This window comes from Tropicimonas omnivorans (assembly GCF_031846565.1).
Taxonomy (GTDB): domain Bacteria; phylum Pseudomonadota; class Alphaproteobacteria; order Rhodobacterales; family Rhodobacteraceae; genus Tropicimonas_B; species Tropicimonas_B omnivorans.
Genome location: NZ_JAVRHL010000002.1, coordinates 30,303 through 43,767, shown reverse-complemented (window position 1 = coordinate 43,767; position 13,465 = coordinate 30,303). Strand labels below are relative to the sequence as shown.

The 13,465-nt window shown below is 68.3% G+C and carries 15 protein-coding genes and 2 riboswitches; of the genes, 4 read left to right on the top strand and 11 right to left on the bottom strand.

The window, feature by feature from the left end:
- Positions 1-7 precede the first annotated feature (7 nt).
- Genes gcvP through gcvT form a run of 3 tightly spaced genes read right to left on the bottom strand, consistent with a single transcriptional unit; the run spans position 8 to position 4,343 of the window.
- Positions 8-2,815: an aminomethyl-transferring glycine dehydrogenase gene (gene gcvP, locus RM543_RS05470; protein ID WP_311689904.1), complete on the bottom strand. Its 2,808-nt coding sequence runs from the start codon at positions 2,813-2,815 to the stop codon at positions 8-10.
- Positions 2,816-2,866: 51 nt separating this feature from the next.
- On the bottom strand, positions 2,867-3,226 hold the full coding sequence (gene gcvH, locus RM543_RS05465) for a glycine cleavage system protein GcvH (RefSeq protein WP_311689903.1): 360 nt from the start codon (positions 3,224-3,226) through the stop codon (positions 2,867-2,869).
- Positions 3,227-3,242: 16 nt separating this feature from the next.
- Positions 3,243-4,343 (bottom strand): glycine cleavage system aminomethyltransferase GcvT, encoded by a 1,101-nt coding sequence (gene gcvT, locus RM543_RS05460; protein ID WP_311689902.1) that lies wholly within the window; start codon positions 4,341-4,343, stop codon positions 3,243-3,245.
- Positions 4,344-4,389: 46 nt separating this feature from the next.
- A riboswitch (glycine riboswitch) is annotated at positions 4,390-4,466 on the bottom strand.
- Positions 4,467-4,558, bottom strand: a riboswitch (glycine riboswitch).
- A gap of 71 nt (positions 4,559-4,629) precedes the next feature.
- On the opposite strand from gcvT, the gene RM543_RS05455 reads away from it, so the two are divergent.
- Positions 4,630-5,223 (top strand): gamma-glutamylcyclotransferase family protein, encoded by a 594-nt coding sequence (locus tag RM543_RS05455; protein WP_311689901.1) that lies wholly within the window; start codon positions 4,630-4,632, stop codon positions 5,221-5,223.
- A 270-nt stretch (positions 5,224-5,493) separates the two neighbouring features.
- Positions 5,494-6,159 carry a 50S ribosomal protein L25/general stress protein Ctc gene (locus tag RM543_RS05450; RefSeq protein WP_311689900.1) on the top strand — a complete coding sequence of 222 codons (666 nt, stop codon included), beginning with the start codon at positions 5,494-5,496 and terminating at the stop codon, positions 6,157-6,159.
- 101 nt (positions 6,160-6,260) lie between these two features.
- On the opposite strand, the gene hmuQ is transcribed toward RM543_RS05450, so the two are convergent.
- Positions 6,261-6,572 (bottom strand): heme-degrading protein HmuQ, encoded by a 312-nt coding sequence (gene hmuQ / locus RM543_RS05445; protein WP_311689899.1) that lies wholly within the window; start codon positions 6,570-6,572, stop codon positions 6,261-6,263.
- Between the two features lie 80 nt (positions 6,573-6,652).
- On the opposite strand from hmuQ, the gene pth reads away from it, so the two are divergent.
- Positions 6,653-7,345 (top strand): aminoacyl-tRNA hydrolase, encoded by a 693-nt coding sequence (gene pth, locus RM543_RS05440; protein WP_311689898.1) that lies wholly within the window; start codon positions 6,653-6,655, stop codon positions 7,343-7,345.
- 107 nt (positions 7,346-7,452) lie between these two features.
- Positions 7,453-7,821: a DUF2237 family protein gene (locus RM543_RS05435; protein WP_311689897.1), complete on the top strand. Its 369-nt coding sequence runs from the start codon at positions 7,453-7,455 to the stop codon at positions 7,819-7,821.
- 100 nt (positions 7,822-7,921) lie between these two features.
- Here RM543_RS05435 and RM543_RS05430 read toward each other — a convergent pair whose 3' ends face one another.
- From RM543_RS05430 to RM543_RS05400, 7 genes are all read right to left on the bottom strand, one after another.
- Positions 7,922-8,230, bottom strand: a complete 309-nt coding sequence (locus RM543_RS05430; RefSeq protein ID WP_311689896.1) for a hypothetical protein — start codon at positions 8,228-8,230, stop codon at positions 7,922-7,924.
- A gap of 49 nt (positions 8,231-8,279) precedes the next feature.
- A complete protein-coding gene (locus RM543_RS05425) occupies positions 8,280-8,426 on the bottom strand; it encodes a hypothetical protein (protein WP_311689895.1) in 147 nt (48 codons plus the stop codon).
- Positions 8,427-8,520: 94 nt separating this feature from the next.
- A complete protein-coding gene (gene trpB / locus RM543_RS05420; RefSeq protein WP_311689894.1) occupies positions 8,521-9,747 on the bottom strand; it encodes a tryptophan synthase subunit beta in 1,227 nt (408 codons plus the stop codon).
- A 33-nt stretch (positions 9,748-9,780) separates the two neighbouring features.
- Positions 9,781-10,446, bottom strand: coding sequence for a ceramidase domain-containing protein (locus RM543_RS05415; RefSeq protein WP_311689893.1), 666 nt, complete (start codon positions 10,444-10,446; stop codon positions 9,781-9,783).
- Positions 10,447-10,550: 104 nt separating this feature from the next.
- Positions 10,551-11,714: an SPOR domain-containing protein gene (locus RM543_RS05410; protein WP_311689892.1), complete on the bottom strand. Its 1,164-nt coding sequence runs from the start codon at positions 11,712-11,714 to the stop codon at positions 10,551-10,553.
- Between the two features lie 64 nt (positions 11,715-11,778).
- Entirely contained in the window at positions 11,779-12,426 is a 648-nt protein-coding gene (upp, locus tag RM543_RS05405; protein WP_116086682.1) for a uracil phosphoribosyltransferase, read from the bottom strand.
- Positions 12,423-13,403 carry an adenosine deaminase gene (locus RM543_RS05400; protein ID WP_311689891.1) on the bottom strand — a complete coding sequence of 327 codons (981 nt, stop codon included), beginning with the start codon at positions 13,401-13,403 and terminating at the stop codon, positions 12,423-12,425. Before RM543_RS05400 ends, upp begins: the two co-directional genes overlap by 4 nt.
- Between the last annotated feature and the right edge of the window lie 62 nt (positions 13,404-13,465).

Sequence of the window (13,465 nt, the reverse complement as noted above, 5' to 3'; positions counted from 1 at the left end):
CTTCGCATCATTCCGCCGCGTCGGCGTAGGCCTCCATCGGGGGGCAGGTGCAGACGAGGTTGCGGTCGCCGTAGGCGTTGTCCACGCGGCCGACGGGGGGCCAGTACTTGTCCACGTTGAAGGCGCCGGGCGGGAAAGCGCCCTCCTCCCGCGAATAGGGTCTGTTCCACTCGGCCACGAGATCCCGCGTCGTATGCGGCGCATGGCGGAGCGGCGAGTCCTCCGCCGCGATGTCCCCCCGCTCCACCGCCGCGATCTCCTCGCGGATGGAGAGCATGGCGGAGACGAAGCGGTCGAGCTCGGCCTTGGTCTCGCTCTCGGTCGGCTCGATCATCAGCGTACCGGCAACCGGCCAGCTCATCGTCGGCGCATGGAAGCCGCTGTCGATCAGCCGCTTGGCGATGTCGTCCACGGTGATGCCGGCCTCCTTGAAGGGCCGCGTGTCGATGATGCACTCGTGCGCCACCCGTCCGGACCGCCCGCGATAGAGCACCGGATAGGCCTCCCCCAGCCGCGCGGCGAGATAGTTGGCGGAGAGGATCGCGACCTCGGTCGCCCGGCGCAGCCCCTCCCCGCCCATCAGGAGGCAATAGGCCCAGGAGATCGGCAGGATGGACGCCGAGCCGAGCGGCGCGGCCGAGACGGCGCCGGAGCCGCGGCCCGGCAGGAACTCCGCCAGATGCGCCTTCACCCCGATCGGCCCCATGCCGGGACCGCCGCCGCCATGCGGGATACAGAACGTCTTGTGCAGGTTCAGGTGGCTGACATCGGCGCCGATCCGGCCGGGACGGACGAGGCCGACCATTGCGTTGAGGTTGGCACCGTCGAGGTAGACCTGGCCGCCGTGCTCGTGCGTGATCTCGCAGACCTCGCGAACCGTCGTCTCGAAGACGCCGTGGGTCGAGGGGTAGGTGATCATGCAGGCGGCGAGCCGGTCCCCGGCCTCCTCCGCCCGCGCGCGGAAATCCTCGATGTCGATATCACCGTTCCCGGCGGCCTTGACCGGGACCACCTTCATCCCGGCCATTTGAGCCGAGGCGGGGTTGGTCCCGTGCGCCGAGGTCGGGATCAGGCAGATGTCGCGCTCCTCCCCCCGGCTCTCGTGGTAGGCGGCAATCGTCATCAGGCCCGCATATTCGCCTTGCGCGCCGGAATTGGGCTGAAGGGACATCGCGTCGTAGCCGGTGATCTCGCAGAGCTTGGCGGACAGATCCTCCGCGAGCTCGGCATAGCCCTCCGCCTGATCGGCCGGCGCAAAGGGATGGAGAGCGGCGAAGCCGGGCCAGGAGATCGGCAGCATCTCCACCGCGGCATTCAGCTTCATCGTGCAGGAGCCGAGCGGGATCATGGTCCGGTCGAGGGCGAGATCGCGATCCGAGAGGCGCCGCATGTAGCGCATCATCTCCATCTCGGCCCGGTTCATGTGGAAGATCGGGTGGGTGAGATAGTCGGACGTGCGGAGAAGCTCCTCGGGCAGGGCCGCCTCGGTCGCCTCGAAGGGACGCATCATGCCGAAGGCGCGGGCCACGGCCTCGACGGTCTCCTCCCCCGTGGTCTCGTCGAGGGTGATGCCGACATGGTCCTCGCCCACGGCGCGCAGGTTCAGCCCCTCGCCGCGGGCGCGGGAGAGAAGGCCCGCCTGGTCCGCCGTTTTCACGCGAATGGTGTCGAAGGGCGTGGCGGGGAAGACCTCGTGACCGGCGCTCCGCAGAACCCGGGCAAGCGATGCCGTCCTCAGATGAACGCGCTCGGCGATGGCGCGCAGGCCCTTCGGCCCGTGGAACACCGCGTAGAAAGAGGCGATGACGGCGAGAAGCGCCTGCGCGGTGCAGACATTCGAGGTCGCCTTCTCCCGCCGGATATGCTGCTCCCGCGTCTGCAGCGACAGGCGGTAGGCGGGCGTGCCGTGTCCGTCCTTCGACACGCCGACGATCCGTCCCGGCATGGTCCGCTTGAGCGCGTCCGAACAGGACATGAATGCCGCATGCGGCCCGCCATAGCCCATCGGCACGCCGAAGCGCTGCGCCGATCCGACGGCGATGTCGGCGCCCATCGCGCCCGGTTCCTTTAGCAGAGTGAGCGCAAGAAGGTCGCAGCAGACGCAAGCGATCCCGCCCGCCTCGTGCAGCGCCGCGATGGGCTCCGACAGATCCCGCAGATCGCCCCAAGTCCCGGGATAGGCGTAAAGCGCGCCGAAGACGGCGCCCGGTTCCGGCTCCCCGCGCAGGATCTCGATCCCGAGCGGGCGGGCGCGGGTTTCGATCACGTCCACCACCTGCGGGTGCACGTCATCAGCCACGAGGAACGCGGTCGCCTTCGATTTCGACGCCCGCCGCGCCATCACCATCGCCTCCGCCGCGGCCGTCGCCTCATCGAGAAGGGAGGCATTGGCCACGGGAAGCCCGGTCAGGTCCGCCACCATTGTTTGGAAGTTCAGGAGGGCTTCCAGGCGGCCCTGAGCGATCTCGGGCTGGTAGGGCGTGTAGGCGGTGTACCAGGCCGGGTTCTCGAGGACGCAGCGCTGGATGACGGGCGGCATGTGGGTCCCGTGATACCCCTGCCCGATCAGCGAGGTCATCACGCGGTTCTTCGCGGCGACGCCCCTCAGCTTCGACAGAAGCGCAGCCTCGGTCATGGCCTCCCAGGACAGCGGTTCGGACTGGCGCAGATCGGGCGGCACGGTCTCGTCCACCAGCGCGTCCAGGGACGGCGTGCCGATCGCCTGCAGCATCGCCTCCATTTCCGCGGGCGACGGCCCGATATGGCGGCGGTTGGCGAAGTCGTCGGGATCGTACCCGGTGGGCGAGAAGGGCATCGGTGAGGTTCCGCAGCTTGGGGAGGGATCGGGGAAACGGCCGGGGAGCGTTTACTCCGTCAGCTCCTTGTACTCGTCCTCGTCCATGAGGTCGGCCCAGGCATCGGGATCCTCGAGCTTCATCTTGAAGAACCAAGCCGCGCCAAGCGGGTCCTCGTTCACGAGGCCGGGTCCGTCCACGAGCTTGTCGTTGACCTCGAGGATCTCCCCGTCGAGCGGCGCTGAGATGTCCGAGGCGGCCTTGACGCTTTCGATGACGACCACTTCGTCGCCCTTCGCCACGACCGTCTCGGGCTCCGGCAGCTCGACGAAGACGACGTCCCCGAGCTGCTTGGCGGCGTGCTCGGTGATGCCGATTGTGGCGATGTCTCCCTCGAGGGACACCCATTCGTGGTTTTCGGTGAATTTCATGCGGAAAGCTCCCTGATCAGCGGCGATAGGCGTGGGGATGGAAGGGCATCGGAACGATGCGGGCCGGGATGCGACGCCCGCGCACCTCGCCCCAGACAAGGCTGTCCGGCTGGGGCGGGTTCCGGGGCAGGTACGCCATGGCGACGGGCCCTTCGACGGAGGGGCCGTGACCGCCCGAGGTGACGTGGCCGAAGGGGGTCTCCGCCGTCTCGCCGGCAAAGATCGGCGTACCGGCGCGGAACGGGGCGCGGCCTTCGGGGCGCAGGCCCATGCGAAGACGCGCTGGCCCGTCCCCGGTCAGCTCGGCAAGGATGCGCGTGGCGCCGGGGAAGCCTCCCGCGCGCGCGCCGTCCCGCCTGCGGACCTTGGGAATGGCGAATTTCAGCCCCGCCTCGGCCGGGCTCGTCCCGGGTCCGATATCGGTGCCGGAGAGGCAGAGACCGGCTTCGAGGCGAAGCGAATCGCGGGCGCCGAGACCCGCCGGCTGAACCCCCGCCTCGACGAGGGCGGAGGCGAGGGCCTCGGCCTCCCCGGCGGGGATCGAGATTTCGAACCCGTCCTCCCCGGTATAGCCGGACCGGGTGATCCATAGGCTCCCCGAACGCACGGCATCCATGAAGCGCATCTGCCGCACCTCGGGGGCGTGGCCGGCCAGCGCGTCCTCCGCGTCCGGCCCCTGCACCGCGATCAGCGCGCGGGATGTGTCATGGCGGACCTCCGCCTCGGGCAGTCCCTGCCGCAGGACCTCGAGATCGGCCTCGGTGAAGGCGGCATTGACCACAAGGCGCAGAACGTCCCCCTCGCGGGAGACCATGAGATCGTCGAGGATGCCGCCGTCTTCGGTCGTGAGGAAGCCGTAGATCTGCCGGCCGTCCTTCAGGCCGACCACGTCCTGCGGCATCAGCCTCTCCAGCGCCTCGGCGGCGCCGTCCCCGGTGATCTCGACCTGCCCCATGTGGGAGACATCGAAGAGCGCGGCGCCGGAGCGGGCCGCCTTGTGCTCCGCGATGGTCCCGGCGGGATAGGACATGGGCAGGGCCCAGCCGGCGAATGCGGCCATGCTGGCCCCGAGCCGCTCGTGGAGCGGGTAGAGCGGTGTCTTGAGCGTATCGGGCACGGTGGTCTTCCCCTTGCGGCACAAAGCGGCGCGTCTCCCGCGCCGCCATGCCCCCTCTGTCCTTGCGCCTGAGATCGCTATCCCTTCGGCGGGCGCATCATCGGCGCCACTCTCCAGAGTGTATAGTCCCGTTCGGTTCTTTTGCCTGAGCGTTTCCGGGGCGGTTGCGCCTTCGGCCCCGGGCCTCGCGGCCCGGCGTCTCCCGAGTGGGTGTGATCATGGGTAACGTCAGGCGGACTGACCTGCAACCCTTGCGTTCGGGCCGCCAAGACTGCACCTGACGGGCATGACACCTCGTTTCTTCGGTTACGGCTCGCTCGTGAACGCAGCCACCCATTCCTATCCGGACGCCCGCCCGGCCCGCCTCGGCGGGTGGCGGAGGGTCTGGCGGCATACCTCCCTGAGGCCGGCGGTCTTCCTGTCGGTCGAGGAGGCGGAGGGCAGCGCGATCCACGGTCTGACCGCCGATGTGCCGGGGGCGGACTGGACCGCGCTCGACATCCGAGAGGGCGCGTATCGCCGCCACAAGGTCAGCGTTACCGAGCTTCCGGGAGAGACGCAGATCCAGGCGCAGGTCTACGCCGTGCCCGAAGATGACGAGATCGCGGGCCTGCGCCATCCGATCCTGCTGTCCTACCTCGACGCTGTCGTGCAGGGCTTCGTGCGGGTCTTCGGGGAGGACGGCGCAGCCGGGTTCTTCGAGACCACGGCAGGCTGGGACATCCCCGTCCGCGACGACCGGGACGCCCCGATCTACCCCCGCGCCCAACTCCTCGAGACCCGCGAGCGGGAGATCGTCGATCATCACCTCCGGGCGCTCGGCTGCGAGATCATCGAGGGTGAGGTCCCGATCGGCAAGGCGACCGCGCCGGCCCCTTAGACCGCGCCACCGCGAAAGGCCCTTCGGCGCGCCGGCCCGCATTCGGCGCTGCCTCCCCGGCGAAGGGGCGCCGCCCCCTGCCCTTGGCCGGCGCCTTCATCATCGCGGGCCCGGCCTGAAATTCCCGCCTCTCCTGCCGCGCAGGGTCTTCAAAGCGCACCAATCTTCCCCTGCCCCTTCCCAACGGGGACGATTCCCGCTATAGGCCCGGCCTTCATGAAACCCGGGCATACACCCTTGGAGGATGCCCGACCTGGTAGGAGAATCATTATGGCCGGAGAGATCCCGGATCTCGTCGCGCAGGCCCGGACGGGGACAGGCAAGGGGGCCGCTCGTCAATCGCGCCGCAACAACATGGTGCCCGGTGTCGTCTATGGTGGCGGTGTCGATCCCGTTTCCATCGAGCTGCCCTACAACGAGCTGATCAAGCGTCTTCGTGCGGGCCGGTTCCGCGCAACGCTGTTCAACCTCAAGGTCGAAGGTCACGATGACGTTCGCGTCATCTGCCGCGCCGTGCAGCGTGACATCGTCAAGGACCTTCCCACGCATGTCGACTTCATGCGTCTGCGTCGGACCTCGAAGATCAACCTCTACATCCCCGTCGAGTTCGAGGGTGAAGAGGACTGCCCCGGCGTGAAGGCCGGCGGCGTGCTGACCGCGGTTCGTCCCGAGGTCGAGCTGGTCGTGACCGCGGGGGACATCCCCGAGAAGATCGTCGCCGACGTGTCGAAGATGAAGATCGGCGACACGCTGACGATCTCCTCGATCAACCTTCCGCAGGGCGCCAAGCCGACGATCGACCGCGACTTCGTCATCGCCAACATCCAGGCGCCGTCCGGCCTCGCCTCCCAGAAGGACGAGGACGAAGAGGACGAAGCTGCCGCGGACGAGGTTCCGGCGATGGAGCAGACCGACGACGCAGAGGCCGAATCCTGAGCGATCCGGTCCACTGTTGATGCGCATCGAGGGGGCGCGCCGCACCGAGCGGCGCGCCCCTTTTTTTCGTCCGGCCGGCGCGGCCCCGGCCGGTCCCGCCCTCAGCTCAATTCCTGGACGGTCTCGAAGATCTCCAGCTCCGGTGGGCCGAGATACATTTCCTTCGAGCCGCCCGCCCCGGCATGAGCCGCACGGAACGCCTCGGACTTGGTCCAGGCGATGAAATGCTCTTCGCTCTCCCACGCCGTATGGCTGGCGTAGAGACGATGATCGCCCTTCTCCGGCCCCTTCAGAAGGTGGAACGATCTGAAGCCCGGCACCTCCTTCAGGTGGCTGTCGCGCTTCGTCCAGACATCCTCGAACTCGGCCTCCTTGCCGAGAGCGACCTTGAAACGGTTCATGGTAAGATACATCGCGGTCCCCTTTCGTCTGAGCGCAGTTCGGGGCAGAAGGGGGGCGTCGTCAACCAGATGGCGGACAGGGGAGCGAACCCATGCTGCTGATCGTCGGGCTCGGCAATCCGGGCGCAAAGTACGAGAAGAACCGGCACAACATCGGCTTCATGGCCGTCGACCGGATCGCCGAGGATCACGCCTTCGCGCCGTGGCGGGGCAAGTTCCAGGGCTCCGTCGCCGAGGGTCTCCTTGGCGGAGGCAAGGTGCTGCTCCTGAAGCCCGAGACCTTCATGAACCGCTCCGGTCAGTCGGTGAACGAAGCGATGCGCTTCTACAAGCTGGCCCCGTCCGACGTGACCGTGATCCATGACGAGCTGGACCTCGCCCCCGGCAAGGTTCGCTGCAAGACGGGCGGCGGCCATGCGGGGCATAACGGCCTGCGCTCCATTCACCAGGCGATCGGCCCCGAGTACCACCGCGTCCGCCTCGGAATTGGGCATCCGGGGCACAAGGACGCGGTCTCGGGATACGTCCTGAAGGATTTCGCGAAGGCCGAGGCGGAGTGGCTGGACGACGTCCTGCGCGGCATTTCGGACGGTGCGGCGGACCTCGCCCGCGGCGATAGCGGCGCCTTCCAGAACAAGGTCGCGCTGCGGACCCGCCCGCAAAGGCCCGGCCCGGAGAAACGGTCAGAGACCTCGCCGGCCGGTGGGACCCCGGAGCCGAAGGCGGAGGAGCCGGCACCGGACGACCGTTCCCCCATGCAGAAACTCGTGGACCGCTTCCGGTAGGCGTCGTCGCCCGCGCCCGATGCGCCATTCACGACAGGCGCTTCCAGTAGACCGGTGTCACCGCCCGGCGACTGGACGGCCGCGGTCCTCCCGCTAGCTGCACTCCCATGGAACGCGACGCACCGATCAACGTGCTCGGCACCGAGCTTCGACCCTGCGGCATGGATCCCGTGACAGGTTTCTTCCGCGATGGCTCCTGCAACACCTGCGCCGAGGATAGCGGCAGTCACACCGTCTGCGCGGTCATGACGGACGAGTTTCTCGCGTTCTCGAAGTATGTCGGGAACGACCTCAGCACGCCCCGCCCCGAGTTCGGCTTTGCCGGGTTGAAGGCCGGAGACCGCTGGTGCCTCTGTGCAGCGCGGTTCTTCCAGGCCTGCGAGGAGGGCCTGGGACCCAAGGTCGACCTCTCCGCCACCCACCGCCGTGCGCTGGAGATCGTTCCCTTTGCGGTGATGGAAAAGCAGGCAAAGTAGACGCGCTCGCAGCTCCTGCCCTCCCAGCCATGAGCCAGCAGCGGACGCCCCTTACGTCTGACGCCTGAGCCCTGACGGGATCGCTCCGGCGCCTCGCCTGTCAGTCTTCCTGATCGCCGGACTCGTCCTCGGGCTCATCGCCGGGTCCGTTCTTCCCGAAGGCTGCATCGGTCCCGCTCTGCTCCGGTGCCTCGTCGCCCGCGCCCGCACCGGCATCGAAGAACAGCCGCACGACCTCGCCGTTGCGCATGGCATCAACGGTGATCTGACCGTTCTCGCCCTCGTGCATCTCGACCTCGGTGTAGCCCTCAGCCTCGAGTCGGCTTTCGAGCTCGGCGGGCATCGTCTGCGCGAACGTCGCCGAACCGGAAATGAGAGCGGCAGCGGTCAGTGCGGCGGCCTTGTACATGAAACGGATCCTCGTGGGTGTCAGACCTGCGTCGGAATGGGACGAACGATCAGAGATCGTTGTCCTCGCTGCCCGGATCCGTGACATTCCGCTCGGTGATCGTGAGATCGCCATCGCCGGCCTCGCCGGTGGCATTGGTCGAACACGCGGCCAGAAGGCCCGCGAGCGCGGCAGCAAGTGCAATCCGAATGATCATGGGGTCCCTTTCAACGCATGTCGAAAGGGGAAACCTCGGACCTCGCGAAAAGGTCCGAGAAACAAGATGCACGTCGTGAATGCGCGGATTGCCGCTACAGATCGACGCCCAGATGCTCGGCCACGGCGAAGATGTCCTTGTCGCCCCGGCCGCACATGTTCATCACGATGATATGGTCGGACGGCAGATCCGGCGCGATCTTCATCACATGGGCCAGCGCGTGGGACGGTTCCAGCGCAGGGATGATGCCTTCGAGCGCGCAGGACAGCTTGAACGCCTCCAGCGCCTCCCGGTCCGTAATCGAGACATATTCCGCCCGCTTGGTGTCGTGCAGCCAGGCGTGCTCCGGCCCGATGCCGGGATAGTCGAGGCCGGCGGAGATGGAGAACCCCTCGAGGATCTGCCCGTCATCGTCCTGGAGCAGGTAGGTCCTGTTGCCATGGAGAACGCCGGGCCGGCCGCCGGTCAGCGAGGCACAGTGCTCCATCTTGTCGTCGACGCCCTTGCCGCCCGCCTCGACACCGATGATCCGGACCGAGCGGTCATCGAGGAACGGGTGGAAGAGCCCCATGGCATTGGATCCGCCGCCGATCGCGGCGATGACGGTATCCGGCAGGCGCCCCTCGCCCTCCTGCTCGGCGAGCTGCCAGCGCACTTCCTTGCCGATGACGGACTGGAAGTCCCGGACCATGGCCGGATAGGGGTGCGGGCCGGCGACCGTGCCGATGCAGTAGAACGTGTCGCGCACGTTCGTCACCCAGTCGCGCAGGGCATCGTTCATGGCGTCCTTGAGCGTGCCGCGGCCGGACGTCACCGGCACGACCTCGGCGCCCAGGAGACGCATCCGGAACACGTTGGGCTTCTGCCGCTCCACGTCGTGCGCGCCCATGTAGACGACGCATTTCAGGCCGAACTTCGCGCAGACCGTCGCGGTGGCGACGCCGTGCTGCCCCGCGCCGGTCTCGGCGATGATGCGCTCCTTGCCCATGCGCCGCGCCAGGAGGATCTGGCCGAGCACGTTGTTGATCTTGTGGGCGCCCGTGTGGTTCAGCTCGTCGCGCTTGAGGTAGATCCTGGCACCGCCCAGATGCTCGGTCAGGCGATCGGCGCGGTAGAGCGGCGAGGGACGGCCGACATAGTGCTTCCACAGGTGGTCCATCTCGGCCCAGAAGCTCTCGTCCGTCTTCGCCCTGTCATACTCCGCCTCGAGCGAGAGGATCAGCGGCATCAGCGTTTCGGACACGAACCGTCCGCCGAAATCGCCGAAGCGGCCCTTCTCGTCGGGCACGTTGAGGAAGCTGTTGATGAGATCGTCGGGCATCGGGGATCCTCCCTCTGGCAGGCCGGTCTCGGTCTAGCGCGCGCGGGCTTCGGGGGAAAGCGCCGATCTCTGCCGCGCCCGGGCGCGCAGGTAGACCTCGATCATCCAGCCGAGCATTGCCGCATTGAGCAGATGCCAGAGCCAGTGGGTCCCGATCGGGATGGAGGCGCAGAGGGACGCATCGAGCGACCGCGCGACGAGAGAGAGCGTCAGGAGGGCAGCCCCGATCCCGAGCCCGCGCGCCAATTCCCGGTCCCGGCTGCGCAGGAGGATCGCGTAGCCGGCGATGAGGAGCGGAACAGGCCAGTACGGCGCCGAGATGGAGAAGAACGGGAGATGGTAGAACACCGAGGAAAAGAGCGCGGCGTAAGGCACGAACGCCGCGGTGCAGATCGAGGCTGCCCAGACCGGCATCCGCCAGAAATGCAGGTTCGCCGCGAAGACGTAGAGCAGGATGAAGACGAGGATGGGGGTGGTATCGGCCACGCTCGCCCACGGCGTCGCGAAAGTGTGGAAGAGCGCCGAGCCGATCCCGATGGCCAGAAGGACGAGTGACAGCATGAGCGCCAGCGGCGTCCCCCGCCCCGCCGAGCGGCGCCACATCACGAGGGCTGCGAGAATGAAGGCGGCGTTGGTGATCGCGTTCACCGGCTCGGCCCAGAGGCCCGGCTCCAGCCGCTCGCAATAGGCGTCGATCATGATCCCCCTCCCGAAAGGTGGCAGCGCCCCGCCCCGGCATGTGCGGAGCGGGGCGCGTCGCCCGATGAGACCTGCCTCACGTCCCTCTTCTTCTTGTTATTCCTTTACCGCCGCAGGAACGCGTCGGAGAAACCGGCACCGCGCGCGATCCCGAGGGCGCGGCTGGCGTCGGCAGATGATGAGAACGGCCCTGCGAGCACGACCTGAAGGCCCGACGAGGTCCGGCTCGTGGCAACCGGCAACCCGCTCTGCCTGAGCCGCGCCGCCGCGCCGCTAGCGTTCGATGGCTGACCGAAAGCGCCGACCTGAACGTAGGCGCGCGCGGACTGGGACGGAGCCTTCGTCGAGGCCCTCACCTCTGCCCGGGGCGCCTCCCGGCGAACGACGACGCGGCGTTTTCCCTGCCGCGGAACGTCATCCGTCCAGACCTGCCCCATCTGGGCCTCGCCGACAGCCGTGCGCGGCCCGCGGTTGGGGTTCAGGCGTCCGTCCGTCCATGCCTCGCGGTAGCCCGGCGGCGTCCTGACCTCGGCCGGTGCCGGCACGACCACCCGGCGACGGGTATCCGCGGGCGCCACGGCAGCGGCGGCTGCGGTGCGCGCCGTGCGGTTGGTCCGGACCTCTCCGGTCACCGGATCCTGAGCCTGCGGCCCGCAGCGGACGCCGGGCTGGGGATGGGTGTACTGGCGGCTGACGCCGGTGCGCTCGGGGCAGGCCGGAACGCCGGTGCGGACGGCAACCGTCCTGGCCGTCGCGGCAGGCCGCGCGCGTGTCTCGGCCTCGGCCCTCGCCTGCGCGGCCGCCCTGGCCTGCTTCTGAGCTTGTGCCTGAGCGGCGGCCCGGTCCCGCGCCGCCTGCTCCGCCGCGCGGGCATTGGCCTTGGCCTGCGCCTGCGCAGCCCGCCGCGCCCGCTCCGCCCCGGCTCTCGCCTGCGTGCCGACGCTTGCCTGCCGGGCGGTCGGGGCCGCTTGCCTTGGCTCGGGAGCGGCCGCGACGGCCGGGCTGCGCCGCGCCCCGAGGCTCGGCGTCGCACCGCAGACGGACTCGCGATCCCGCGTCAGCCGCGGCACCCACGTCACCTGTCCGCCGAAGCCCGCCCGCACGAAGACGCAGCCCTGACTGTCGACGTATTGCGTTCCCGAATAGCTGGCGGGCGGAAACTCGGCAGGCGCGGAGGATTGCGCCACCGCCTGTCCCGAAAAGGCACTCAAACTCAGACCGGCCGCCAGAGCGAGCACCGGGATGCCCCGGCAACGTCTCATATACATCCCCCACGGATTGCTACCCGTGATTCTGCCTCTGATTCGGTAACGAGTAAAGCGGCAATTGCGCTTATTTTGTGCCGAACATCCGGTCACCCGCATCCCCTAGCCCCGGCACGATGTAGCCCTTTTCGTTGAGGCTGTCGTCGAGGGAGGCCGTCACGATCGGCACGTCGGGATGCGCCTCCTTCATGCGTGCGACGCCTTCGGGCGCTGCGAGAAGGCACAGGAAGCGGATGTTCTTTGCTCCGGCCTGCTTCAGAAGGTCGATGGCCGCGACGCTGGAATTGCCCGTGGCGAGCATCGGATCGACGGCGATCACCAGCCGGTCCTCGAGCTCGGTCGGGACCTTGAAATAGTACTGCACCGGCTCGAGCGTCTCCTCGTCGCGGTAGAGGCCGACGAAGCCCACGCGGGCCGAGGGGATAAGCTCCAGAACGCCGTCCAGAAGGCCGTTCCCGGCCCGCAGGATGGAGATCAGCGCCAGTTTCTTTCCCGCCAGGACCGGCGCGTCCATCGGCTGGACCGGCGTCTCGATGCGCCGCGTGGTCAGCTCCATCTCCCGCGTGATCTCGTAGGCCAGAAGCTGCGAAATCTCCCGCAGGAGCTGCCGGAAGACCGCGGTGGAGGTCTCCTTCTCCCGCATCAGCGTCAGCTTGTGCTGCACCAGCGGATGGCGGACGACGGTCAGGTGGTCGGTCGCGGAAGTATCGGTCACGTGCGGCCCTCCAGGCGCGTCATCAGCTCTTTGCGGAATGTCTCGTCGCAGAACGCCGCCCGTGCCGCAACCCGGGCAAGCTCCGCGAAGTCCCCTTCGTCCCAGCCGAACACGTCCGCGAGGCGCTGGTACTCGTGCTCCATCGTGGTGTGGAAGAAGGGCGGATCGTCGGTCGAGACGCAGACCGGCACCCCCTTCGCGCGCAGGGTCTCGATCGGATGACTGGCCCAGGAGGGATAGACGCCGAGCGCCACGTTGGAGCCGGGGCAGACCTCGAGAACGATGCCGTCCTCCGCCAGCCTTTCCATCAGCGCGGGATCTTCGACGGCGCGCACCCCATGGCCCACGCGGGAGACGCCGAGGGAGAGCGCGTCGCGCACGCTGTCCGGCCCGCCCCATTCGCCGGCATGGGCCGTGAGGCCGAGCCCCGCCTCCCGCGCGCAATCGAAGGACCACGCGAAGTCCTGCAAACGGCCCATCCCCTCGTCGCCGCCGATGCCGAACCCGGTGATCCAGCCCCCGGCCGTCTCGGCAGCGCAGCGCGCGACCGCCCTGGCCTTTTCCGGCCCGAAATGGCGAATGCAGGTCACGATCCCGCGGGAAGTTATCCCGTCCTCCACCCGCGCCGCCTCGGCCGCCTCTTCCATCGCCCCGAGATAGTCCCGCCAGGCGCCCACGTCGCCGCCGCCGCAGAAGTCGGGAGAGACGAAGAACTCGGTATGGATCACGCCCTGCGCCGCGGTCTGCGACAGGACCTCCCGCGTCAGCCGCCGGTAATCCTCCGGCGTGGTCAGAACCGAGGTCGCCGCCTCGTAGACCTTCAGGAACTCGAGGAACCCGTCATAGGCGTAGGAGCCGTCCTCGGCGAAGATTTCGGACAGGTCGACCGATTTCTCCTTCGCGATCCCTCGAATGAAGGCCGCTGGCGCCGCCCCTTCGAGATGCAGGTGCAGTTCTATTTTCGGGATGTCGCGCATTTCGGACGCCTCCTTGGTCTCGCTCTAACGATTCCGGGGGGAAGGGCGGGCGACGGCAGCGC